We start from the raw sequence: 22883 nt of genomic DNA, 5'->3' as shown, positions 1-22883 counted from the left end.
GGCCCTGTGCTAGCTTGGCGTCCTTCGCCAGGCCTCACAGGAGCTTGCCCCATGATGCTCAGCCGCTTGATCCCCCTCGGGACCGCCGCCGCGCTTTCCGCCTTCTTCGTCCTTTCGCCGCTCGCCGCCCAGGAAGCGGCCTCCGGGGCTGCGGCGCTCTCGCCCGCCGAGGCGCTCAAGACCCGCGCCGAGGCGATGAAGGCCCTCGGCGGCGCCAATCGCGCGCTTGCGCCTCTGGCTGCGGGCCAGACGGTTCCGGCGGCGGCGCTCCAGACGGCCGCGAAGACCATGAGCGAGGAAGGCGACAAGCTGGCCGCGCTCTTCCCGGCGGGCTCCTCCATCGCGGATCTGCCGGAGAGCTACGCCCTGCCGACGATCTGGTCGGATCCGGAAGGCTTCTCCGCCGCTCTGGAGAAGTTCCGGAAGGCCGCCCACGGACTCGAAGAGGCCGCCGGGGGCGGAGATCAGGCCGCGATCAACGCCGCCTTCGCCGAGCTGCGCCCGACCTGCGGCGCCTGTCATCAGACCTATCGCCAGCCGAAGAACTGATGGCGGGCCTCCTCCGACGCGCTCTGAAGGGCGGGTTGATCCTTGCGGCGGCGGTCGGGGCGGCTCTGGCCGTCCCGGCCTTCGCGCCGGGACTGGTCTGGTCGCGCCCCGCCACGACGCCCCCAGGCTTCGCGCCCAGCGCCGAACGCGGCGCCTATCTCTATGCGGCGGGAGGCTGCGCCTCCTGCCACGCCACGCCGGGCCGCGCGGACGGGGCTCCGGCGGGCGGCCATGAACTGGCCTCGCCTTTCGGAAGCTTCCTCGTGCCCAACATCACCCCGGACCGCGCGACGGGAATCGGCGGCTGGAGCGGCGAGGATTTCATCCGGGCCATGACTCTCGGGATTGATCCGGAGGGACGGCATCTCTATCCGGCCTTCCCCTACGCCTCCTACGCCCGGATGACCAACGAGGATCTCCTCGACCTCAAGGCGCATCTCGATTCCCTGGAGCCGGTCGCGCGGCCCAACCAGCCGCATCAACTGGGATTCCCCTTCTCGGTGCGACCGGGACTGGCGCTCTGGAAGCTGGCCTTCTTCGACCCGACGCCCGAAAGCCGTCTGCCCGCCGCGGCCTCGGCGGCGGCCCGGCGCGGCGCCTATCTGGCGGAAGGCCCCGGCCATTGCGCCGAATGCCACAGCGACCGCAATTTCGCGGGCGCCATCCGCCCCGAAACCTGGATGGCCGGAACCCCCAATGGCCCGGATGGTCGGCGCGTGCCGGGAATCCGGGGCGCGGATCTGGGCGGCTGGGCGCCCGAGGATCTCGTCTTCGCGCTGGAATATGGCATGACCCCCGACGGCGACGAACTCGCCCGCGGGATGGATCTCGTCGTGCGCGAGAACACCGGCAAGCTCACGCCGGAGGATCGTGAAGCCATAGCCGCCTATCTCATGAGTCTGCGCGGCTCCTGAGCCTGTCCGCGACGCGGTCCCGCGCGGCGCTTCCTGGAGGGGAGGCGTCGCGCTTCTCCTTGCGTCAATAAAGGATTGGCCTTGACCTGATCGGTCAAATCGTCTCAGGCTGGGAAACCGGCGGGAGGCTGCGGCCTCTTCGCTCAAGATTCAAAAAACGCATCCTTGGGAGGATGACGCCTGATGTCGAATTTCCGTTCCCTGCGCAGCGCCGTCGCTGCTGCGGCTCTTGGCCTCGCGCTCGCGACGGGCGCGGCGCCCGCCTTCGCCGCCGAGGATCTGACCATCACCGTTCCGGCCAATCCGGGCGGCGGCTGGGACCAGACCGGACGCGCCATGGCCGAAGTGCTGCAAGGCGAGAAGCTCGCCCGCTCGGTCGAGGTGGACAACGTCGCCGGAGCCGGCGGCACCATCGGCCTGGCGCAATTCGCCTCGCGCCCCGGCGAACCCGACGCCCTTCTGGTCATGGGCCTCGTGATGACCGGCGCCATCCTGACCAACAACTCTCCGGTGACCCTGGAGAGCACCACGCCCCTCGCCCGCCTGACCTCGGAATATGAAGGTCTGGTCGTGCCCGCCGATTCGCCGCTCAAGACCGTGGGCGAGCTGGTCGAGAAGCTGAAGGCCGATCCGGCTTCGGTCTCCTGGGGCGGCGGCTCGGCGGGCGGCACCGACCACATCCTCGCGGGCCTCGTGATGAAGGCCGTGGGCGCAGACACCTCCAAGCTGAACTACGTCGCCCATTCCGGCGGCGGCGAGGCCCTCGCCTCGATTCTCGGCGGCCATGTGACGGTCGGCGTTTCAGGCGTCGGCGAATTCGTCGAGCAGGCGAAGACCGGCAAGCTGCGCTTCCTCGCGGTCTCTTCGGACGCGCGCATCGACGGCGTCGAGGCCCCGACCCTGGCGGAAAGCGGCGTCGACGTGGTGCTGGGCAACTGGCGCGGCGTCGTCGGCGCGCCGGACATCGACGACGAGGAGCGCGCCGCGCTGCTCGTCACGCTCGACGCCATGGCCGCGACCGAAGCCTGGAAGAAGATCCTCTCGGCTCGCGGCTGGACCGACGCCTATCTTTCCGGCGACGCCTTCGCCGAATTCCTCAAGGAGGACGACGCCCGCGTCGTCCAGACCCTGAAGGACATCGGCCTCGTCGAGTGACGTCCCGAGCCCCGCGCGGCCGGATCGCCCGGATCGCCCGTCCGGTCGCGCGAGGCCCGGGGAGGCTCCTTCGGGCCTCCGCCCGAGCGCGCCCCTGATCCGGAGAGTCCTCCACGCTGTCCGGATCGCGCTTCAGGCCTCCCTCCGGTCGCGCCGTCCCTCCGGAAGGCCCTTCGGCCCTCCGGATCGCGCTCCGGGGCGGAGGAGCCTTCGCGGGCTTCTCCGCCTCTCCGCCGAGCCTCCCGCAGAATCGAGGGTTCTCCCATGCGCCTGACCGCCCGCGCCGGAGCCGGCCTTTTCGCCGCCGCCGTCGGCGTCTTCCTCTACGCCTATTCCTTCGACATCCGCCAGCCGCCGAATCTTTCGGCGCTCTCCGGCCCCCGGATCTTCCCGCAGATGGTGGGTCTGGCGCTGGCGACGCTGGGTCTGCTCTTCGCGGCCAGCGAGACGCTCAATCCCACGCGGATCCCCGAGGAGGAGCGCCCCGGCCCCTTCGACTACAAGGCCTTCGGCCTGACGCTCGGGTCTCTGGCGCTGTTCATCCTGCTGTTGCCGCGCGCGGGCTTCATCCTCTCCGAGACGATCATGTTCGGAATCGTGGCCTGGGCCTTCGGCGCGACGCGTCCCTTGCGAGCCTTCGGGGTGGGGCTGATCGTGGCTCTGGTGGTCTATTACGTCTTCACGCAATGGCTGGGCCTGCGCCTGCCGGTGGGCGACGTCTTCCGCAACGAGCCCTTGCGCGGGCTGCTCGAAACCTTCGGCTGGCGTCCCTGAGACGCCGCCTCTTCGCGAACTCCTCCAGACATGAGGCGCCCTGAACGGCGTCCCGGGAGTCTCCCATGGATCTTCTGACCAATCTGGCGCATGGCTTCGCGGTCGTCTTCCAGCCGATCAACCTGATGTGGTCTCTGGTGGGCGTGACGCTCGGCACGCTGATCGGCGTCCTGCCGGGGATCGGCCCGGCCCTGACCATCGCGCTTCTGCTGCCCGTCACCACCAAGATGGACCCGGCGGCGGCCTTCATCATCTTCGGCGGCGTCTATTACGGCGCCATGTACGGCGGATCGACCACCGCCATCCTGATCAACACGCCGGGCGAATCCGGCTCGCTGGTCACCGCCATCGACGGCAACAAGATGGCCCGCAAGGGGCGCGCTCCGGCGGCTCTGGCCACGGCGGCGATCGGCAGCTTCGTCGCGGGCTGCATCGGCACGCTGCTGCTGGCCGCCTTCGCACCGACGATGGTCGAATGGGCGGTGAAGATCAGTCCGGCGGATTATTTCGCTCTGGCGATTCTGGCTTTCGTCTCGGTGGCCTGCCTCCTGGGACGCTCGGTTCTGGCGGGTCTGCTCTCGCTGCTGATGGGCGTGGCCATCGCGCTGGTGGGCATCGACGGCCAGTCCGGACAGGCCCGCTACGCCTTCGGCGAGCCCTCGCTGATGAACGGAATCGGCGTTGTGGTGGTGATCGTCGCGCTCTTCGCGGTGGCCGAGGCCCTGTCTCTGGCCGCCGATCCGAAGGCGCGCTCGGAGGAGATCACGCCGCTCAAGGGCCGGGTGCTCATGACGCGCGAGGATCTGCGGCGCTCCTGGAAGCCCTGGCTGCGCGGCGCGGCCATCGGCTTCCCCTTCGGCGCCCTGCCTGCGGGCGGCGCCGAGATCCCGACCTTCCTGTCCTATTCGCTCGAACGCAAGCTCTCGGACCATCCCGAGGAGTTCGGCGAGGGCGCCATCGAGGGCGTGGCGGGCCCCGAGGCCGCCAACAACGCGGCGGTGGCGGGGGTCATGGCGCCGCTTCTGGCGCTGGGCCTGCCGACTTCGGCCACGGCGGCGATCCTGCTGGCGGCCTTCCAGCAATACGGCCTTCAGCCCGGCCCGACGCTCTTCAGCGGGAGCTCGACCCTCGTCTGGAGCCTCATTGCGAGCCTGTTGCTCGGCAACCTCATGCTGCTGCTGTTGAATCTGCCGATGGCGGGTCTCTGGGCGCGTCTGCTTTACATTCCACGGCCTTTCCTTTACGCGGGCATCCTCGTCTTCGCGACGCTGGGCGTCTATGGCGCTTCGCGCTCGCTCAACGACGTGATCTTCATGCTGATCGTCGGTCTGATGGGCTTCGCCATGCGGCGTCTGGATTTCCCCATCGCGCCGATGGTGGTGGGCCTCGTGCTCGGCCCCATGGCCGAGCAGCATTTCCGCCGCGCCATGCAGATCTCGCAGGACGACTGGACGGTCTTCTTCACCAGCACGCCCGCCGGACCTCTCCTGGCCCTTGCGGCGGTTCTGGCGATCGCGCCGCCGCTGATCCGGCGCTGGCGGCGGAAAAGCGCGCAGACGGCGCCGGCGTGAGCGCTCCCCAAGGAGCGCCGGGGAGAAGCTTGAATGCTCGGTGAGCTGACGGCGCTGGGTCAGGTCATTCTGATCGACCTCGTGCTGGCCGCGGACAACGCGGTCGTCGTGGGCATGGCGGCGGCGGGGGTGGAGCCCGCGCGCCGCAGACAGGTGGTGTTCTGGGGGATCGCGGCGGCGGTCGTGATCCGGATCGTCTTCGCGCTGCTGACGGTGCAGCTGCTTCAGGTGTCCTACCTGAAGATCGCAGGCGCGCTGCTGCTGCTCTGGGTCTGCTGGAAGATGTGGCGCGAGATCGTCGCCCATTCCGACCAGACGGAGACCGCGGAGGGATCGGCGCAGAAGCACAAGAGCTTCGTGCAGGCGCTGCTTCAGGTGGTGGTCGCCGACGTCTCCATGTCGCTGGACAACGTGCTGGCCGTGGCGGGCGCCGCTCAGGACCACACCTGGGTTCTGGTGGTGGGTCTGGTCTTCTCGGTGGCGCTGATGGGCGTGGCCGCCAGCTTCATCGCCGATCTTCTGGCGAAGCACCGCTGGATCGCCTGGATCGGCCTTGTGGTGATCCTCTATGTGGCGCTGAACATGCTCTTCCACGGCTGGGCCGACGTGGCCTGCGCGAAGGCCGACGAGGTTTGCCGCGCCTATTGGGAAGGCGGCCTCCTCGGAGTTCTGAAGGGCGCCCTCGGCTGAAGCCGGTCGAAGCTGCGGACAAGGCCCTCTCCGCCTGGCGGAGAGGGCGTCTTCATGTTCAGGCGGCGGCCTGAAGGATCGGCAGGAACTCCGCGGCCGTCAGGCTGGCGCCGCCGACGAGGGCGCCGTCCACATCCGGAACCGCGAAGAGCTCGGCGGCGTTCGAGGGCTTGACCGAGCCGCCATAGAGAATCCGCATGGCCTGGCCCTCGGCGCCGAAGCGCCCGACCAGAGCCGCCCGGATGGCCGCATGGATCTCGCGGACGTCCTGCGGCGTGGCGGCGCGGCCCGTGCCGATGGCCCAGACGGGCTCATAGGCCACCACGACCTCCGCCGCCGTCGCGCCCTCGGGGATGGAGCCCGCAAGCTGGCCCTCGACCACCGCGACGGCCTGTCCGGCCTCGCGCTGCTCCAGGGTCTCGCCCACGCAGATGATCGCCAGCAGCCCGGCCCTTTTCGCGGCCTCGGCCTTGGCCCGCACGAGGGCGTCGGTCTCGCCGTGATCGGCGCGGCGCTCGGAATGCCCGAGGATCGCCGCCGAGGCGCCCGCGTCGCGGAGCATCTCCGCCGAGAGGTCGCCCGTATGGGCCCCCGAGGGCTTCGCATGACAATCCTGCCCGCCCAGCGCCAGACCTCGCCCGGCCAGAGCCGCGATCAGCGTCGCCGGAGGGCAGATCAGGGCGTCGGCCTCCCTGACGGCGGCGGCGCCTGCGCGGATCCGGTCGAATTCGGCGGCGTTCGCGGCGAGTCCGTTCATCTTCCAGTTTCCGGCGACGAGCTTGCGGCGGCTCATGCGGGATCTCCTTTCGCTTGAGGGAATTTCTTCGCGCGCGAGGGCGCGGCGGTCTTCAGTCGAACCGCGACGCTCCAGGCGCGCCGCGCCAGAGCGGCGGCGGCCTCCGGATCGTCCAGAGCGGCCTCGGGCAGGCGCCAATAGGGCAGATGCGAGGCGCCGCCGCCCTTCTCCGTCTCGAAGCGCCCGGCGGAGCCTTCGGCCTCCAGATCCATGGCGAATTCGGGATCGGCGCGCAGCCAGACCGCTTCATGGGCGAGCAGGGCGAACATCACGCCTTCCTTGTAGAGCCCCGCGCCGCCGAACATCCGGCGCGCGGAGACTCCGTCGAGATCGGCGAAGAGCTCCAGGGCGCGGGCGATTTCGGAATCAAGGCTCATGATCGGGGCTCCTGAGGATCGGCGGGCGCCTCCGCCGGAGCCCGGACCCTAAAGCCTTCCGCGCGATCCGGGGAATCGACCAAAAGCCGCAGCGGCCTTCCCGGAGGAGACTTCCGCTTCCTTGACCGCATCTTCACGACGCAAGGCCTGCGGCCTCGCCGAAAGACGCTTCGGATTCTTCTCTGGTCGCGTCTTCACGACGCGAGGCCTGCGGCCTCGCTGAAAGACGCTCTAGCGCCTCAGGGTCACCGCCGTGCCCATGAGCGTCAGGATCATCATGTTGTTGGCGCTGAAGTAGTCGCTGCGCAGACCCACCACGGCGTCGGCGCCCATGCGGCGGGCGTTTTCGTCCAGCTCGCGCATGCAGTCGTCGCGGCATTGGCGGAGCATGTTCTCCAGAGTGGCCGAGCGCCCGCCCACCACGTCGCGCACGGCGGCGAAGACGTCCTTCACGATGTTGACGCCCTGCACGGATTCCGCCGTGACGACTCCCAGAACGCGGTCGATCTGATGGCCCGGAACCTCGGGGATGGTCATGATGAGCGTCATCTGCGCAGCCTCGTCGCTGAAGGTCGGTGAAGAGCCGCCGGAAGCGCTGCGCCTCCGGCCGGGCTTCATCTCATGCGCCGGAGCGGAGAACGCAAGCCCTCCCTCTGCGGCTTCCGCGGCGAATCAGCGGGCGGCCCGGAGAGGCGCGGCGGAGGCCGGAGCCCATCGCGGCCGGAAGGGGCTGAGGGTCACGCCCTCGACGTCGGCCCGGCCGAAGACGCCTTGCGGCACCTCCTCCCAGTCGGTCTCCTCGGAATCGAGCGGCTCCGAGGCCACGGCCCTTCCGCCCAGCCGCCGCGAGAGCCGATGGAACAAGGTGGGCGCCTCTCCGTCGGTGGCGTAGCGGGCGATGTGGAGCGTGCGCCCGTCGGAGAGCGCCAGGGTCATCTTCACGCAGGGCCGCGCCCCGATTCCCCGCGCCGTCTCCTCGATGAAGCCCACCATGCGCTCCAGAGCGCCCTGCGGATCGTTCTCCAGCCCGAATCCCAGCGCGAGCAGGAACATCAGCTCCGAATCGGTCGAGCCGCGCCTCTGGGCGTAGTGGGAATCGGGAAGGGCGACCTCCAGCGCGCGGCGGAGCCAGGCGAAATCCTCGATCTGGCCGTTATGCATGAAGCTCCAGCGGCCCGAGACGAAGGGATGGCAATTGGCGCGGCTGGAGCCTCCGCAGGTGGCGGCCCGCACATGGGCCAGAAACAGCGGCGAGCGCACCTGACCGGCCAGATTGCGCAGGTTCTCGTCCGACCAGGCGGGCCCCGCGTCGCGGAAGACGCCCGGCTCGGGCTTCTCGCCATACCAGGCGACGCCGAATCCGTCGCCGTTGGTGGGAGTCCGTCCGCGCAGCGCCAGCAGGCTCTGGGCGATCAGGGACTGACGAGGCGAGGCGATCACCTCTTCGAGAAAGATCGAGGGGCCTTTGTAAGCCGCCCAACGGCACATGACCGGAAACTCCGGCGCGGCGAGGCCTCCGCGCAAAGACGAACCCGCAGATACGCGCGGGCCTGTCATGAGGGTGTCAAGAAATGCGCCCCCATACAAGAGGCCGAGGCGCCGCTCCCCCGCGAAACCGCCCCGGCGAGGCTTCGGCGCCGCGCGGGAGCGAGAGGCCCGCGGAGCCTCTTCCCCCGCCTCGGCCCGCCCGCGACGGCGATTGCGTTTCCCCCCGTAAAATCATAGCCTTTCGCCCGAGCGAGGAGACCCCGAATGACCAGCATCGCCTTGGTGGACGACGACCGCAACATTCTGACCTCCGTCAGCATCGCTCTCGAGGCCGAAGGCTTCGAGGTGAAGACCTATTCGGACGGAGCCGCCGCCCTCACCGCCCTGTCCGCCTCGCCGCCGGACCTCGCGGTCTTCGACATCAAGATGCCCCGCATGGACGGCATGGAGCTGCTGCGGCGGCTGCGTCTGAAGTCGGATCTGCCGGTGCTCTTCCTCACCTCCAAGGACGAGGAGATCGACGAGGTGCTGGGCCTGCGCATGGGCGCCGACGACTACATCCGCAAGCCCTTCTCGCAGCGCCTGCTGATCGAGCGCATCCGGGCGGTGCTGCGTCGGCGCGAGGCCCAGGCCCTCGATCCCGCCGAGCGCGCCGAAAAGGACAAGATCATCCAGCGCGGCAAGCTCTCGCTCGACCCGATGCGCCATTCCTGCGCCTGGAGCGGCGATCAGGTGACGCTCACCGTGACCGAATTCCTGATCCTTCAGGCTCTGGCGCTGCGGCCCGGCTTCGTCAAGAGCCGCGACCAGCTCATGGACGCCGCCTACGACGATCAGGTCTACGTCGACGACCGCACCATCGACAGCCACATCAAGCGCATCCGCAAGAAGTTCCGCGTCGCGGACAAGGACTTCGCCTCCATCGAGACCCTCTATGGCGTCGGCTACAGATATCGCGAGGTCTGAAGAGGCCGCCGCGCCTCCTCCCTCCGCCGCCCTCCCGCGCGGCGGGGGCAGGCTCTGGAGTCTGGTGCGCCGGCTCTGGGGCACGCTGGGGCGGCGGATCCTCTTCGTCAACCTGCTCGGCCTGATCGCGCTGATGTTCGGCGTGATGATGGTCAACCAGTCGCGCGACGAACTGGTGGACATGCGCGTCGAGGGCATGAAGACCGCCGCGCGGCTTCTGGCCGCCGCCGTGGCCCAGCACGCCGAAACCCGCGACGGGCGTCTTGATGTCGAGCAGGCCTTCCCCATCGTCACGGCCCTGGCGCCGCCGGTCGAGATGCGCGTGCAGCTCTACGACCGTCAGGGCCGGCTCGGCGCCGACACCCGCGACGCCGGAGACGTCGAGGCGGCGGTGATCCTCGGCGCGCCCCTGGAGGCGCCCGCCTCCCAGCCGGTCCAGACCGCTCGGGGGCTCTGGCGCGGGATCTCGGCCTTCGTCACCGGACGCAGCGGCCATGGCGGCCTCGACCTCTACCGCGAGACCCGCCCCGCCGCCATCACCAGCGATCAGGAGATCTGGGACGCCATGAGCCTCGTCCAGGAGACCGAGGCGCGGCGCGTCAACAGCCGGGGCGAGCTGATCGTCTCGGTGGCGGCGCCCATCCGGCTGGCCTATTCGGTGATCGGCACGGTGGTGGTCTCGACCGACGGCGGCGACATCGACGACATCCTCGCCGAGGGCCGGGGCTCGCTCTGGCGGATGTTCCTGGTGGCGGCGGCGGTTTCGGCGGCGCTCTCGGCGCTGCTGGCGGCGACCATCGCCAAGCCCATCGAGAAGCTCGCCGAGGCCGCCGAAGCCGGCGCCGAAGCCGGAAGCAGCCCCCTGACGGCGGTGCGCATCCCCGACTACTCGCGGCGCGGCGACGAGATCGGCCATCTTTCGGTGGCGCTGCGGGCCATGACCGGCGCGCTCGGGCGGCGCATGAACGCCGTCGAGAGCTTCGCCGCCGACGTGGCCCACGAGATCAAGAATCCCCTGACCTCCCTGCGCTCGGCGGTGGAGACCATGCCCTCCGCCCGCACCGAGGCCCAGCGCGAACGCCTGCTGGAGGTGATCCGCAGCGACGTGGGGCGGCTGGACCGCCTCGTGACCGACATCTCCAACGCCTCGCGCCTCGACGCCGAGCTCCAGCGCGAGGAGCAGGCCCCCTTCGACGTCGGCGCGCTCTTCGACGCGGTGATCGACGTCACCCGCCCCAACTGGGAGGCGCGCGGCCTGAGGGTCGTCCGGCGCCTGCCGGAGAACGGCCCGCTGATCCTGCGGGGCGTGGAGGGGCGGCTCGGACAGGTGCTGCGCAATCTGGTGGACAACGCCGTCTCCTTCAGCCCCGAGGGCGGCGCGCTGATCCTGCGCGGCTGGCGCGAGCCCGGCGGAGAGGTGCGCATCAGCGTCGAGGACCAGGGGCCCGGCGTCCCGGAGGAGAATCTGGAGTCGGTCTTCCAGCGCTTCTACAGCGAACGCCCCGCCACCGAGGATTTCGGCCAGCATTCGGGGCTCGGGCTGGCGATCTCGCGTCAGATCGTCGAGGCCCATGGCGGGCGCATCTGGGCCGAGAACGTCCGCCCTCCCGATGCGCCGCCCGATTCTCCGCCTCAGGGCGCGCGTTTCCAGGCGGCTCTCCCGGGCTGAGCCCGGATCAGGGAAGCCGGATCACGGGAGCCGGATCCTGCGCGCTCCGGCTGTTCCCGCATGAAGCGAAAAGGCCGCAGTCTTCGACTGCGACGGATTCCCCGCCCCTCGACCGTAACAGGACGAACCGGAAATCATTATGGTGCGGACGGCGCAATCCGCCGATTCCCGCCCGTTCCCGCCGGAGACCAGCCATGCCGACGACCCGCGACGCTCAGGACGCCGTTTCCTCCCGTTCGCCCGCCGACAAGCCCTATCCGATTCTCGTGCTCGTCGGGCCTTCGGGCTCGGGACGCAGCACCGCCGCCGCCGCCCTGGAGGATCTCGGCTTCGCGGTGGTGGACAATCCGCCCCTCAGCCTGCTGGAGGAGGTGGCCGAAGCCCTGCGCGTCGAGGCCCGCGCCACGGAGAGCCGAGGCCTCGCGCTGAGCCTCGCGCCGCCTTCGGCTTCGGCCTTCGTGGCCTCCGGAGGCTCGCATCCCGTGGCGGAGGCGGTGGCCCGGCTGCGCCGTCGCCCCGAGTTCACCGTGACGCTGATCTATCTCGACGCCGAGGATTCGGTCCTGCTGCGCCGCTACAAGGAGACGCGCCGCCGTCATCCGCGCGGCGGCGAGGCTCTGGCCGAGGCGGTGGCTCAGGAGCGCGCGGCGCTGCGGCCTCTGCGCACCCAGGCGGATCTGACCCTCGACACCTCCGATCTGACGCCCCACGAGCTGCGCGCCGAGATCGCCGAACGCTTCGATTCTCCCGACCGGGCCCGCATGACGGTCTCGGTGATCTCCTTCGGCTTCAAGAACGGCGCTCCTCGCGACGCGGACCTGATGTTCGACGCGCGCTTCCTCTCCAATCCCTACTGGCGTCCGGAGCTGCGTCCGCTCTCGGGGCGCGACGCGCCGGTGGCGGAGTTCGTCGCCGCCGACCCCAATTCCGGGGCGTTCCTCAAACGCCTTTCGGAAATGCTGACCTTCCTTTTGCCGCTTTACGAAAGGGAGGGAAAAAGCTATCTGAACATAGCCATAGGCTGCACAGGCGGCCAGCATCGCTCCGTCTATGCGGCGGAGGCCATCGCCCGCAGCCTGCGCGAGGCGGGATGGTCGCCCAAGCTTCGCCACAGGGATATGAGGGCCTCCTGACCGAACGCCGACGGAACATGGGCGCCTTTTCATGGTCCCGTCAAAAAAACTATGATAAAACAGATTATTGAGTTCGTCCGAACCAGGGAGGTCGAACGATGGACGGGTTTCTGGAACGCGAGATCGTCATCGCCAACGCCAAGGGGCTGCACGCCCGGGCGGCGGCGCGCGTGGCGGTCCTCGCCGAGGGCTACGACGCGAAGGGCGTCCTCTTCTTCGAGAACGAGGAGGCGGACCTCCGCTCGATTCTCGATCTCCTGACGCTGGGCGCCGCTCAGGGCGCCCGGGTCCGACTGCGCGTCTGGGGCGCGCAGGCCAGAGAGCTGGCCGAAGCCCTGGTGGCGCTGATCCGCGCCAAATTCGGCGAGGAAGAGTGACGGCTGCTCCGCAGGACGAAGGGGCCGCTGCGGCGGTTCTGGTCTCCGCCTCCTCCCGCGAGGAGGCGCGCCGCCTCGCGCGGCTTCTGCTGGAGCGGGGACTCGCCGCCTGCGTCCAGCTTGCGCCCATCGACAGCCTCTACCTCTGGAAGGACGCGATCCAGGAGGATGAGGAGATCCTCATGATCGTGAAGACCCGCGCCGCGCTGTTTCCGGCGCTGGAGGCCCTTCTCCGCGAATCCCATGGCTACGAGACGCCCGAGATCCTCGCGCTGCCGGTTTCGGCGGGCTCGGCGCCCTATCTCGCCTGGCTGAGGGCCGCCACGCGCGATCCGGCCGCCTGAGGCCCCATTCGGGCTTCTCCGGCGCGAGATCCCCCTCCCCTCTCCGGCGGGAAGCTCGTAGAAGACCGGAGCCGCCCCTCGCGGGCGAGATCGGCCCGACCCCATCGGGCCCCTCCCCAGGAGAAGCCATGCAGTTTTCATTCACGGCGATGTTCTTCGTCGTTCTGGCGGGCGCCTGCATCTCGATTCAGGCTCCGATCAACGCCGCCCTGGGGCGCGCCGTCCAGAGTCCGCTGGTGGCGGCGGCGATCTCCTTCGGGGTGGGCTTCGCGCTGCTGGGTCTGGCGGCCGTGGCTTCGGGCGACGGGCGCGGCTTCTCGACGGCGCTGCGTCAGGACTGGCGGCTCTGGCTGGGCGGAGTCCTCGGCGCCTTCTACGTCTGGACCATCGTCTGGACCCTGCCGCGCATGGGCGCCCTGACGGCCATCTGCGCGCTGGCCCTGGGCCAGATGCTGGCCGCTCTGCTGCTCGACCGGCTCGGGGCCTTCGGGATGCCGGTGCGCGAGATCACCACGCCGCGGCTTCTCGCGGCGGCGATGGTGGCCGGAGGGCTGGCGCTCTCGCGCTTCTGAAGAGGCCGCCCCTGAGGCTCAAGGGGCCTCCTCCTCCGGAGTTTCGGGGCGGAAGCCGGTGGCCACCACATACATCTCGGCGCTGTCCTGACGGCTGGAGGCGGGCTTCATGTGCCGCACCACGGCGAAGCGCCGCTTGAGCTGCGCCAGAAGCTCGTTTTCGGCGCCGCCCTGCAGGATCTTGGCCACGAAGGCGCCTCCGGGCGGCAGGATGCGGCAGGCGAAGAAGGCCGCCGCCTCGCAGAGCGCCATGATCTTGAGGTGGTCCGTCTGGCGATGGCCCGTGGAGCTGGCCGCCATGTCGGAGAGCACCAGATCCGGGCGCCCGTCGAGCCGCGCCTCGATGGCCTCCTCGGCCTCCTCGTCGAGGAAATCGAGCTGCATGGTCTCGGCGCCGGCGAGGGCCTCGATCTCCTGGAGATCCACGCCCAGCACCCTGCCGCGCGGACCAGGCTTGAGCCCCTCGGCGTTGACGCGCTTGATCGCCACCTGAAGCCAGCCGCCCGGCGCAGCCCCCAGATCCAGCACGCGCACGCCCGGCTTGAAGAGCTTGAACTTGTCGTCCAGCTCCATGATCTTGAAGGCCGAGCGCGAACGCCAGCCCTCGGCCTGAGCCTTGCGCACGAAGGGATCGTTGATCTGGCGCTCCAGCCATTTCTGCGAGGAAAGCGTGCGCCCCTGCGCGGTGCGCAGACGCTCCTTCAGATCCCTGAGGGGCTTCTTCTTCGCGGGACCGGCGGATTTCTCGCCCGCGCCCCTGGAGGATCCGGAGGGAGAGGCGGGCTTGCGGGGGCCTTGAGTCATGCTTGCGGGCTCGTTTCCATTCTATGCGGCGCTCTGTCCCGCGCCGCCGGAGGCGGCCCCGAGGGCGGCCTCCGGAGCGGGCGCGGCGAGGCGCGGACGGTCGCGGTTGATCAATCCGTAGAGCAGCCCCTCGCGCAAGCCCCGATCCGCGACGCGCATGCGGGGCGTGGGCCAGCGCCGGACGATGGCCGTGAAGATCGCCGCCCCGGAGATCACCTGATGGGCCCGCTCCTCGCCGATGCAGGGGATCTCCGAGCGGGCGCCGGGCGAGAGGTCGAGCAGGCGGCTGACCACCCGCTCCAGAGCCTCGACCTCCAGCAGGGCGCCGTCCACCTCTTCGCGATTGTAGCGCGGGAGGCCCATGTGGACCCCCGCCAGCGTGGTGATCGTGCCCGAAGCCCCGAGGATCTGCATCCGGCGGATGGCCTCGCGCCGCCCCACCGCGCCGATGGAGGCCGCGAAGGGCTTCAGCAGCCGGTCCACATGGCCGACCATCTCGGCGAAGCGGGCGCGTTCGTTGCGGATGAAGGCGAAGCGCTCGGCGAGGGTGGCGACGCCCACCGGCAGCGAAACCCAGCTGCTCGCCTCCGGCCCGAGCCGGATCTCCGGCGCGCGGCCCATGAGGAAATCCCGACGCCGCTCCGGCGGCGCTCCGGAGAGATTGGCCCAGACGAGTTCGGTGCTGCCTCCGCCGATGTCGAAGATCAGCAGCTGATCGCGCCTCAGGTCGATCAGCGGGGCGCAGCCCGCCACCGCGAGACGCGCCTCCTCGGCGGTCGAGATCACGTCGAGGCCGAGTCCGGTTTCGCGGCGCACGCGCTGGATGAACTCCGCGCCGTTGCGGGCCCGACGACAGGCCTCGGTGGCGATGGCCCGCAGGCGCAGGGGCTGACGGCGCTCGATCTTCCCGGCGCAGACGCGCAAGGCCTCGATGGCGCGGTCCATCCCGGCGTCGGAGAGGCGATTCGAGGCCTCCATCCCCTCGCCGAGGCGCACGATCCGCGAGAAGGCGTCCACGACGCGGAAGCCTCGCGACCCCGAGGCCGCGATCAGCAGACGGCAATTGTTGGTCCCGAGATCCAGCGCCGCGTACAGCGGTCCGGACAGGGCTCCCTGAGCCGCGTCCGCGCCTTCCGCCCGAGGCGGCCAACCTTCGGCCCCGGCGGCCGTCGGAGTCGGCTCCATCTCCAGCGCGGACACGGTGGGGTCTCCTTCATCCCTGTTGCGCGATTCCCTCATGCTCGGCTCAAGCCTAACAAGAGCGGAAAGGGAGGAAAAGAGGCTTGCCCCTTCGCGCGGGCTCCATGATTCCCCAGATCAGGTCTTTCGAGGCCTGGCGCGGGTGGTGGGCGCGGCGGCGGCGGGATCTTCGGGCCATTCGTGACGCGGATAGCGTCCACGCATCTCCTTGCGCAACTCGGCGTAGGCGCCGCGCCAGAAGGCGGGCAGATCGCCGGTGGTCTGCATGGGCCGGTCCGCCGGAGACAGAAGCCGCACCGCCAGAGGCGCGCGGCCTTCGTCGATGGAGGGATGGCGCGCCAGACCGAAGAGATGCTGGAGCCGGGCCTCCAGAGCGGGCGGATCCACGGCGTAGTCGATGGGGGCGCGGGTTCCGGCGGGAGTCTCGAAGCTCCCCGGCGCGCGGCGGTCGAGGCGGCGGAGGCGCTCGGGACCCAGAGCGGCCCGCAAGGCTTCGGTCGGATCGAAGCGGGCGAAATCCGCCGTGCGGCGCAGAGCCCCCGCGAAAGGCGCCAACCATTCCTCGGCGGAGGCCAGAAGCCCGGCGTCCGACCAGTCCGGAAGATCCGACCCGGCGCCCTCGCGGGAGGTCAGCCACTCCACCCGCCCGCGCAGACGCTGCGCCGCCGCGCTCCAGTCCAGCGCCGAAAGCCCGAGATCCCGCAGGCCCTCCACGGCGGCGAGGCCCCAGCCTTCGGGGCCGGGGTCGAAGGCCTCCTCCTCGAGGATCAGGGCCCCGAAACGCCTTCGTCTGCGCGCGAGGCTCGCGCCCTGAGGCCGCGACCATTGGCAGACCTCTTCGGATTGCAGGCGATCCGCGAAGACGTCGAGAATCTCGGCGCGCGAGATCGGCGCGGCGCGGCGGATGCGGGTCTCGCGCAGATCGCCGTCGAGATCCGCCGCCACGAGCCAGGGCTCATCCCCGAGCGGATCGCCCGGATCGAGGAATCCGCCCTTGCCGCCCGAAAGCAGATAACGCGGCGCATCGCCCTTGCGCCGCTGAGCCACGCGGTCGGGGAAGGCCAGAGCCGCCAGAGCCCCCAGGCCCTCGGCGTCTTCGGGCGGCGCGCCTTTCGCCAGACGCTTCGCCTCCTCCAGGATCCGCGCCCGCGCCGGACGATCCACCGCCCCGCCCCGCTCCGCTTCGTAACGCCCCGGATCGGCCAGAGCCTCCAGATGGCGGCGCAGGTCGGTTTCGCGCCGGGCCTCGCCGCGCAAGACGCCGCGATCCTCCAGCAAGGCCGCCAGACGCGCCGCCAGAGCCTTCCTTTCAGGCGACGCCGACAGGAGCATATGCCCGAGCCTCGGCCCCAGAGGCGCCGAAGCCATGGCGCGGCCATGGGGAGTCGGGCGGCCCTCCGCGTCCAGAGCCCCGAGCGCCTTCAGAAGCTCGACGCCCTGGGCGTAGGCGGCGGCGGGCGGCGGATCGAGCCAGAGCAGATCCTCCGGCGCGGCGCCCCAGATCGCCAGATCCAGCGCGAGGGCCGACAGATCCGCCTCGCGGATCTCGGGCGGGGGCTGAGGCGACAAGGCCCCCTCCTCCGCTTCGGTCCAGAGCCGCCAGGCCGTCCCCGGCGCGACGCGGCCCGCGCGGCCCGCCCTCTGAGCCGCTTCGGCCTTGGAGACGCGTTCCGTCACCAGCCGCGACATGCCCGCCCCCGCATCGAAGCGCGCCCGCCGCGCCTTGCCGCCGTCCACCACGATGCGCACGCCGGGCAAGGTCAGCGAGGTCTCGGCGATGGAGGTCGCCAGCACCACCCGCCGACGCCCCTCCGGCGCGGGCAGAAGCGCCCGGCGCTGCTCGGCGAAGGGCAAGGCCCCATGCAGCGGAATCGCCTCCACATGGCTCGGGAGCCGCCCCGAAAGCGCCGCCTGAACCCGCCCGATCTCCGGAGCGCCGGGCAGAAAGGCCAGCAAATCGCCCGCAGGCTCCGCCGCCAGAGCTTCGAGGATGGCCTCCGCCATGAGGGGTTCGATCCGCGCGGCGGGCGGCGGAGGCGAGGCCCGCCAGCGGAGCGCCACCGGAAAAGCGCGGCCCTCGGAGCGGATCACCGGAGCGCCCCCCATCAGCTGCGCCACGGACTCGCCGTCGAGGGTCGCCGACATGATGAGAATCCGCAGATCGGGCCGCAGCAGGCTCCGGGCCTGAAGGCAGAGCGCGATCCCGAGATCCGCATGAATGGACCGCTCGTGGAATTCGTCGAAGATCACGCAGGCGACGCCCTCAAGCCCCGGATCGCCTTGCATCCGCCTTGTGAGGATGCCCTCCGTCAGCACCTCGACCCGCGTGCGGCCCGAAACCCGGCTTTCCCCCCGGATGCGATAACCGATGCGCTCGCCCGCCGCCTCGCCGAGGGTTTCGGCCATACGTTCGGCGGCGGCGCGCGCCGCCACCCGCCGAGGCTCCAGCATGAGGATGCGGCCGCCGGAAGCCCAATCTTCGTCCATCAGCGCCAGAGGAACCCGCGTGGTCTTGCCCGCGCCCGGCGGCGCCTCCAGCACTGCGAGGCCCTCGGCGCGCAAGGCCGCCCGCAGAGCCGGGATCGCCTCTTCAATCGGCAGATCCGTCATGCGGGCGCGGGCGTCAGGCTGAGGGGCATTCCGCCGCGCGGCCTCAGGGTGAGCTTCATCATGGGGTCGATCTTGCGGATATTGGTCGGCGAGACCTCCCAGCGGTCGAGGATCGTGGCCAGAGCCAGCGAGGCCTCCATCATGGCGAAGCTCGGCCCGATGCAGACCCTCGGCCCGGCGCCGAAGGGCAGATAGGCGAATCTGTGCCGCGCCTTGATCTTCTCGGGGGTGAAGCGCTCCGGATCGAAGGCGTTGGGGTTCTCCCAGACGGCTTCATGGCGATGCAGCGTGTAGATCGGCGCGAGGATCACGTCGCCCTTGCGGATCCTCACCCCGCCGAGTTCGTCGTCTTCGCGGGCCACGCGCACCAGATGCGGCGCCGGAGGATAAAGCCGCATGGCCTCATGAAGCACCTGATGGGCGAAGGGCAGATTCTCCAGAGCCTCCGCCGCGCTTCCCGTCGCCAGAGCCGCCCGGGCCTCCGATCTCAGACGCTCCTGCGTGGGCCGGTCGTTGGCGATGAGATAGAGCGACCAGGTCAGCGCCAGAGCCGTGGTCTCGAAGCCCGCGATGATGAAGGTCAGCAGATTGTCGCGGATCTCGCGGTCGGTCATGCGGCGGCCGTCCTCGGGATCCTCCGCCTTGAGCATCAGCGCCATGAGGTCGACGCCGAAATCTCCGGTCTGCTCGGCGGCGGCGCGGCGGGCGGCGATCCCCTTCTCCATCACCGCGCGGACGCCCTCCAGAGGATGGGTCTTGAAGAGCGCCGAGGGACGCGGAAGCCAGGTCGGCAGATTCAGCAGATCCAGCAGATTCGGAGAGCCGAAGCCCCGCAGATGGGTCATGAGGGACTCGTCCATCCGGGACTTGTAGTCATGCCAGTCGCCCTTGGCCGCAGCGGCGGCCTCGGCGCCCGCGACATGCTCCAGCAGGAGGCGGTCGATGTCCGTGAACATCGTGTCGCGCACGATCTCCATCGCCAGCCGTCTCATCTCGACGCCGACGTTCTGCGGCGCGCCCTGCGCCGTCCCCAGACGATCCGCCGAACGCAGAGCCGCCGCCCGCATGGCCTCGGCCATGGCGTCGAGCTTCTTGCGCTGGAACATCCCCGCCATGGAGCGCCTCTGCCAGCGCCAGTCCTCGCCGTCGGCGAGGAAGAGGCTCTCGCCGAGATAGGGCCTCAGCAGGCGGTGCATGAAGGGCGCCTTGGGGTAGTTGCCCACATTGTCGAGGAAGACCCGCTTGAGCAGATCGGGCCCCGTCACCACGCGCCAGCGTCGGGTGATCACCCTCAGCGTGACGAGGGGCTCGCGATAGGCGGCCTCGGGCACGATCTCCAGCATGTTGCGCCGGGCCGCCTTGAGCATCCCCGGCAGAGCCAGAGGACGCGCCGGAGGACGCGCCGCCGCAGGGATGAAGAGTCTCGTCCCGGATGAATTCCCGGGCGGGGCCGCGTTCATCGCTTGAGCCCTCCGCGCCGAGGCTTTAGAGCCGGAGAGCCCTTTTTCCGGAGATCATCCATGTATCGGCTCCACATCGGCGACAAATCCTATTCGAGCTGGTCTTTGCGCGGCTGGCTGCTGCTCGAAGCCTTCGGCCTCCCCCATGAGGAGGCTTTCCACCCCATGTATACGCCCGAGTTCGAAGCGTTCAAGCGACAGGCCGCCCCAGCCCTGAAGGTGCCGACTCTGGAGATCGTCGAGAACGGGGCCTCGCGCTTCGTCTGGGACAGCCTCGCCATCGCCGAGACCCTCGCCGAAGAGCATCCCGAGGCGGGGCTCTGGCCCGAGGACAAGGCCGCCCGCGCCGCCGCCCGCAGCCTGGCCGCCGAGGCTCATTCCAGCTTCGCGGCCCTGCGCAACGCCATGACCATGAACATCCGCCGCCGTTATCCGGGGGTGGGGCACACCGAACAATCCCTGGCCGACGCCGGACGCGTGCAGATGCTCTGGGCCTGGGCGCGGTCGCGCTTCGGGGCGGAGGGCCCCTGGCTCTTCGGGGCGCGCTTCAGCGTGGCGGACGTCTTCTACGCCCCCATCGTCACGCGCTTCGAGACCTATGGCGTGCCGACCATCCCCGAGGCCCGCGTCTACATGGACGCGGTTCTGGCGCATCCGGCCATGGTGAAATGGATCAAGGGCGCCATGGAGGAGACCTGGTTCCACGCCCGCTACGAGCCCTTCCCCGAGGAGAATTTCGCCGATTGGGCCGATCCGCGCCCGCCGCGCAACGTCGAGGCCTGGAAAGGCGACGTCAGGGCGCGGGTGAATCTCGCCTGCCCCTTCTCGGGCAAGCCGGTGAAGGCGGATTCTCTGGCGATCGCGGACGGCGTGGTCATCGGCTTCTGCAATTCGGGATGCCGCGACAAGTTCGTCGCCGATCCGAAGGCCTGGCCTCAGGCGATGCGGCTGCTGGTCGGGCATCGCTGAGTCTGCCGGACCGAACAGACGAAGGGGAGGCGCGAGCCTCCCCTTTTTTCATGTCCCGGCGCCGAGCCGCGCGCAGAGCGCCTCCAGCTCTTCGGGCGAGGCGTAGCGGATGACCAGCCGACCCCCCTTCCCTTTCGCCTCGACCTCGACCGGCGCCCTCAGGAGCTTCGTCAGCGCCTTGAGCCGGGCGGCCAGCTCGGCGGAGGGTTTCGCGGGGGTCTTCGCCTCCGGGACGGCGGACGGCTGATGCGACTCCTGCGCCAGCTTCTCGGCCTGACGCACGCTCAGGCCCTCGGCGAGGATGCGCCGCGCCAGAGCCAGAGGATCCGCCGAAGCCAGCAGGGCGCGGGCGTGTCCGGCGGTGATCGCGCCTTCCTCCAGCATGCGGCGGGCTTCGTCGGGCAGCTTCAGCAGGCGCAGGAGATTGGCGATATGGCTGCGGCTCTTGCCGAGCCCCTGCGCGAGGCGCTCCTGGGTGTAGCCGAAATCCTCGATCAGCCGGGCGTAGCCCATGGCCTCCTCAAGGGGGTTGAGGTCGGCGCGCTGGACGTTCTCCACCAGAGCGATCTCGAAGGCGGCGGCGTCGTCGAAGCGGCGGACCAGAACCGGAGCGTCCTTCAGTCCGGCGCGCTGGGCGGCCCGCCAGCGGCGCTCCCCTGCGATGATCTCGTAAGGGGCGCCGTCGCGGCGCGGATTGGGCCGCACGAGGATCGGCTGAAGCACGCCCCGCTCGCGGATCGAAGCCGCCAGCTCCTCCAGCTCCTCCTCGCGGAAGAGGCGCCGGGGCTGAGCCGGATTGGGCTCCAGATCCGCCAGACGCAGGCTCTTCAGGGTCTCGTCGCGCAGAGCCTCCGAAACCGCCAGGACGGCGCCCGGCGGCGCGGTCGGAACCTCGCGGGTCTCCGCCTCGCCGAAGAGGGCCGAAAGGCCGCGCCCAAGAGCCTTCTTGCGTTGTCTGGTCTCGCTCATGACGCTCCCCCCGCTCACGCTGTCACCGGATCGCGCTCGCGGCGCAGGACTTCCTCCGCCAGACGCAAGTAAGCCTGACTCCCCGCGCAGGCCCGGTCATAGAGCAGCGCAGGCTTGCCATGGGAAGGCGCCTCCGACAGCCGGACGTTGCGCGGAATGCTCGTCTCGTAGACCACTCCGCCGAGATATTCCCGCACGTCCGCCGCCACCTGAGCCGAAAGGCTGTTGCGCCGGTCATACATGGTCAGCGCCACGCCCTGAACCGCAAGGGCGCGGTTGAGCGTCTTCTTCACCCGGTCGATGGTGTCGAGCAGCTGGCTCAGGCCTTCGAGGGCGAAGAACTCGCATTGCAGCGGCACGATCACGCCGTCGGCGGCGGTCATGGCGTTGATGGTCAGCAGGTTCAGCGAAGGCGGCGAATCGATCAGCACGTAATCGAAGCGCTGATCCGCAGGCCCCTCGCCCGCCGGAGTCCCCTCCGGGCCGCGCAGGGCCTCGCGCAGGAGATGCGCCCGACGCGGCGAATCCGAGATCTCCAGATCCAGCCCCGCGAGGTCGCTGTTGGCCGGAACCACCCAGAGGTTTTCGGCGGCGGTCGCCTGAGCCGCCTCCTCCAGAGAGGCGCGGCCGCTGAGCAGATGATAGGCGTTCGTCTCGCGCTGACGGCGCTCCACGCCGAGGCCCGTGCTGGCGTTGCCCTGGGGATCGAGATCCACCAGCAGCACCCGCCGCCCCACAGCCGCCAGAGCCGCGCCGAGATTGATCGTGGTGGTGGTCTTGCCGACGCCGCCCTTCTGGTTCGAGACGGCGAAGACGCGCAGGGGCCTGGTCTTCTTCGAACGAAGCGCGGCGCGGAGGGGAGCGGATTCCATCAGGTCGAGCCTCCTGTGCGAAACCGCAGGATCATGCTGTCCGGATCGACGCGGCTGGGAAGAATCTCGGGGGCAAAGGGCCAGACTCCGGCGGCCGCGTCAAGCTCTTCGCGTCCCTGGCGGCCCTTCGGAAAGAGCGCGACGCCCCCCGGACGGATCAGACGCCCGCTCCAGGGCAGCAGATCCTTCAGCGGCGCCAGAGCCCGCGCGGAGACCACGTCGGCGCAGGCGTCGGGCAGATCCTCCAGACGCTCCGCCCGGACCTGCACCGAAACGCCCGCCGTCCGCGCCGCCTCCAGCAGGAAGGCCGCCTTGCGCCGGTCGCTCTCGACGAGGGTCACGCGCAGATCCGGCGCGGCCTCCATGGCGAGGATCGCCACCACGAGGCCGGGAAAGCCCGCCCCCGAACCGAGGTCGAACCAGTCCTTCGCGTCCTCCGGCGCCAGAGGCAGCAGCTGCGCCGAATCCAGCATGTGCCGCGCCCAGAGATCGCGGATGGTCGAAGGCCCGACCAGATTCACCGCCTTGTTCCAGCGCCGCAGCAGGGCGGCGTAGGACACCAGACGCTCCAACGTTTCACGTGAAACGCCGGTCTCTTCGCGGAACTCCTCCGCCGACATGACT

The 22883-nt window shown here is 70.0% G+C and carries 24 protein-coding genes; 13 read left to right on the top strand and 11 right to left on the bottom strand.

Going from position 1 to position 22883, the window contains the following annotated elements:
- Positions 1–51: 51 nt before the first annotated feature.
- The 6 genes from PHN62_RS00955 to PHN62_RS00930 all read left to right on the top strand — a co-directional run bounded on the left by PHN62_RS00955 (position 52) and on the right by PHN62_RS00930 (position 5653).
- Entirely contained in the window at positions 52–549 is a 498-nt protein-coding gene (locus PHN62_RS00955; RefSeq protein ID WP_300144990.1) for a cytochrome c, read from the top strand.
- On the top strand, positions 549–1463 hold the full coding sequence (locus tag PHN62_RS00950) for a cytochrome c (protein ID WP_300144987.1): 915 nt from the start codon (positions 549–551) through the stop codon (positions 1461–1463). The genes PHN62_RS00955 and PHN62_RS00950 overlap by 1 nt, the downstream gene beginning before the upstream one ends.
- A gap of 183 nt (positions 1464–1646) precedes the next feature.
- Positions 1647–2618 (top strand): tripartite tricarboxylate transporter substrate binding protein, encoded by a 972-nt coding sequence (locus tag PHN62_RS00945; RefSeq protein ID WP_300144984.1) that lies wholly within the window; start codon positions 1647–1649, stop codon positions 2616–2618.
- Between the two features lie 264 nt (positions 2619–2882).
- Complete coding sequence (locus tag PHN62_RS00940; RefSeq protein WP_300144981.1) at positions 2883–3392, top strand: tripartite tricarboxylate transporter TctB family protein; 510 nt, start codon at positions 2883–2885, stop codon at positions 3390–3392.
- A 65-nt stretch (positions 3393–3457) separates the two neighbouring features.
- Entirely contained in the window at positions 3458–4963 is a 1506-nt protein-coding gene (locus tag PHN62_RS00935) for a tripartite tricarboxylate transporter permease (RefSeq protein WP_300144979.1), read from the top strand.
- A gap of 33 nt (positions 4964–4996) precedes the next feature.
- A complete protein-coding gene (locus PHN62_RS00930; protein ID WP_300144976.1) occupies positions 4997–5653 on the top strand; it encodes a TerC family protein in 657 nt (218 codons plus the stop codon).
- Between the two features lie 58 nt (positions 5654–5711).
- On the opposite strand, the gene tpiA is transcribed toward PHN62_RS00930, so the two are convergent.
- The 4 genes from tpiA to PHN62_RS00910 all read right to left on the bottom strand — a co-directional run bounded on the left by tpiA (position 5712) and on the right by PHN62_RS00910 (position 8314).
- Positions 5712–6446, bottom strand: coding sequence for a triose-phosphate isomerase (gene tpiA, locus PHN62_RS00925; RefSeq protein WP_300144973.1), 735 nt, complete (start codon positions 6444–6446; stop codon positions 5712–5714).
- On the bottom strand, positions 6443–6826 hold the full coding sequence (locus PHN62_RS00920) for a TfoX/Sxy family protein (protein ID WP_300144971.1): 384 nt from the start codon (positions 6824–6826) through the stop codon (positions 6443–6445). Before PHN62_RS00920 ends, tpiA begins: the two co-directional genes overlap by 4 nt.
- Positions 6827–7057: 231 nt before the next feature.
- Positions 7058–7375, bottom strand: coding sequence for a YbjQ family protein (locus PHN62_RS00915; RefSeq protein WP_300144969.1), 318 nt, complete (start codon positions 7373–7375; stop codon positions 7058–7060).
- Positions 7376–7498: 123 nt separating this feature from the next.
- Complete coding sequence (locus tag PHN62_RS00910) at positions 7499–8314, bottom strand: class II glutamine amidotransferase (protein ID WP_300144967.1); 816 nt, start codon at positions 8312–8314, stop codon at positions 7499–7501.
- A gap of 264 nt (positions 8315–8578) precedes the next feature.
- Between PHN62_RS00910 and PHN62_RS00905 the strand changes: the two genes are divergently transcribed.
- From PHN62_RS00905 to PHN62_RS00880, 6 genes are all read left to right on the top strand, one after another.
- Positions 8579–9280 (top strand): response regulator transcription factor, encoded by a 702-nt coding sequence (locus PHN62_RS00905; RefSeq protein WP_300144965.1) that lies wholly within the window; start codon positions 8579–8581, stop codon positions 9278–9280.
- 64 nt (positions 9281–9344) lie between these two features.
- Complete coding sequence (locus PHN62_RS00900; RefSeq protein WP_300144962.1) at positions 9345–10949, top strand: stimulus-sensing domain-containing protein; 1605 nt, start codon at positions 9345–9347, stop codon at positions 10947–10949.
- Between the two features lie 194 nt (positions 10950–11143).
- Positions 11144–12082 carry an RNase adapter RapZ gene (rapZ, locus tag PHN62_RS00895; protein WP_300144960.1) on the top strand — a complete coding sequence of 313 codons (939 nt, stop codon included), beginning with the start codon at positions 11144–11146 and terminating at the stop codon, positions 12080–12082.
- Between the two features lie 98 nt (positions 12083–12180).
- Positions 12181–12459, top strand: coding sequence for an HPr family phosphocarrier protein (locus PHN62_RS00890; RefSeq protein WP_300144957.1), 279 nt, complete (start codon positions 12181–12183; stop codon positions 12457–12459).
- The gene (cutA, locus tag PHN62_RS00885) at positions 12456–12803 is read left to right on the top strand and encodes a divalent-cation tolerance protein CutA (protein ID WP_300144954.1); all 348 of its coding nucleotides are present in this window, start codon (positions 12456–12458) and stop codon (positions 12801–12803) included. The genes PHN62_RS00890 and cutA overlap by 4 nt, the downstream gene beginning before the upstream one ends.
- Positions 12804–12931: 128 nt before the next feature.
- A complete protein-coding gene (locus PHN62_RS00880) occupies positions 12932–13375 on the top strand; it encodes a DMT family transporter (RefSeq protein ID WP_300144951.1) in 444 nt (147 codons plus the stop codon).
- A gap of 18 nt (positions 13376–13393) precedes the next feature.
- Here PHN62_RS00880 and PHN62_RS00875 read toward each other — a convergent pair whose 3' ends face one another.
- The 4 genes from PHN62_RS00875 to PHN62_RS00860 all read right to left on the bottom strand — a co-directional run bounded on the left by PHN62_RS00875 (position 13394) and on the right by PHN62_RS00860 (position 19449).
- The gene (locus tag PHN62_RS00875) at positions 13394–14179 is read right to left on the bottom strand and encodes an RlmE family RNA methyltransferase (protein WP_300144948.1); all 786 of its coding nucleotides are present in this window, start codon (positions 14177–14179) and stop codon (positions 13394–13396) included.
- Between the two features lie 21 nt (positions 14180–14200).
- Positions 14201–15379: a Ppx/GppA phosphatase family protein gene (locus tag PHN62_RS00870; protein ID WP_300144945.1), complete on the bottom strand. Its 1179-nt coding sequence runs from the start codon at positions 15377–15379 to the stop codon at positions 14201–14203.
- Between the two features lie 117 nt (positions 15380–15496).
- Positions 15497–17989, bottom strand: coding sequence for an ATP-dependent helicase HrpB (gene hrpB, locus PHN62_RS00865; RefSeq protein WP_300144942.1), 2493 nt, complete (start codon positions 17987–17989; stop codon positions 15497–15499).
- Complete coding sequence (locus PHN62_RS00860; RefSeq protein WP_300144940.1) at positions 17986–19449, bottom strand: cytochrome P450; 1464 nt, start codon at positions 19447–19449, stop codon at positions 17986–17988. The genes hrpB and PHN62_RS00860 overlap by 4 nt, the downstream gene beginning before the upstream one ends.
- A 60-nt stretch (positions 19450–19509) precedes the next feature.
- Here PHN62_RS00860 and PHN62_RS00855 point away from each other — a divergent pair, with 60 nt between their 5' ends.
- Positions 19510–20418 (top strand): glutathione S-transferase C-terminal domain-containing protein, encoded by a 909-nt coding sequence (locus PHN62_RS00855; RefSeq protein WP_300144937.1) that lies wholly within the window; start codon positions 19510–19512, stop codon positions 20416–20418.
- A 48-nt stretch (positions 20419–20466) separates the two neighbouring features.
- Here PHN62_RS00855 and PHN62_RS00850 read toward each other — a convergent pair whose 3' ends face one another.
- From PHN62_RS00850 to rsmG, 3 genes are read right to left on the bottom strand one after another with little or no spacing between them, the layout of a single operon-like run.
- A complete protein-coding gene (locus PHN62_RS00850) occupies positions 20467–21387 on the bottom strand; it encodes a ParB/RepB/Spo0J family partition protein (RefSeq protein ID WP_300144934.1) in 921 nt (306 codons plus the stop codon).
- A 14-nt stretch (positions 21388–21401) separates the two neighbouring features.
- Positions 21402–22259 (bottom strand): ParA family protein, encoded by an 858-nt coding sequence (locus PHN62_RS00845; RefSeq protein WP_300144931.1) that lies wholly within the window; start codon positions 22257–22259, stop codon positions 21402–21404.
- Complete coding sequence (gene rsmG / locus PHN62_RS00840) at positions 22259–22879, bottom strand: 16S rRNA (guanine(527)-N(7))-methyltransferase RsmG (RefSeq protein ID WP_300145320.1); 621 nt, start codon at positions 22877–22879, stop codon at positions 22259–22261. The genes PHN62_RS00845 and rsmG overlap by 1 nt, the downstream gene beginning before the upstream one ends.
- Between the last annotated feature and the right edge of the window lie 4 nt (positions 22880–22883).

Origin of the sequence: Neomegalonema sp. (assembly GCF_028688855.1) — a bacterium.
GTDB lineage: Bacteria > Pseudomonadota > Alphaproteobacteria > Rhodobacterales > Rhodobacteraceae > Neomegalonema.
Note: the sequence above shows the minus strand (reverse complement) of the source record. Positions and strands in the feature narration are given on the sequence as shown.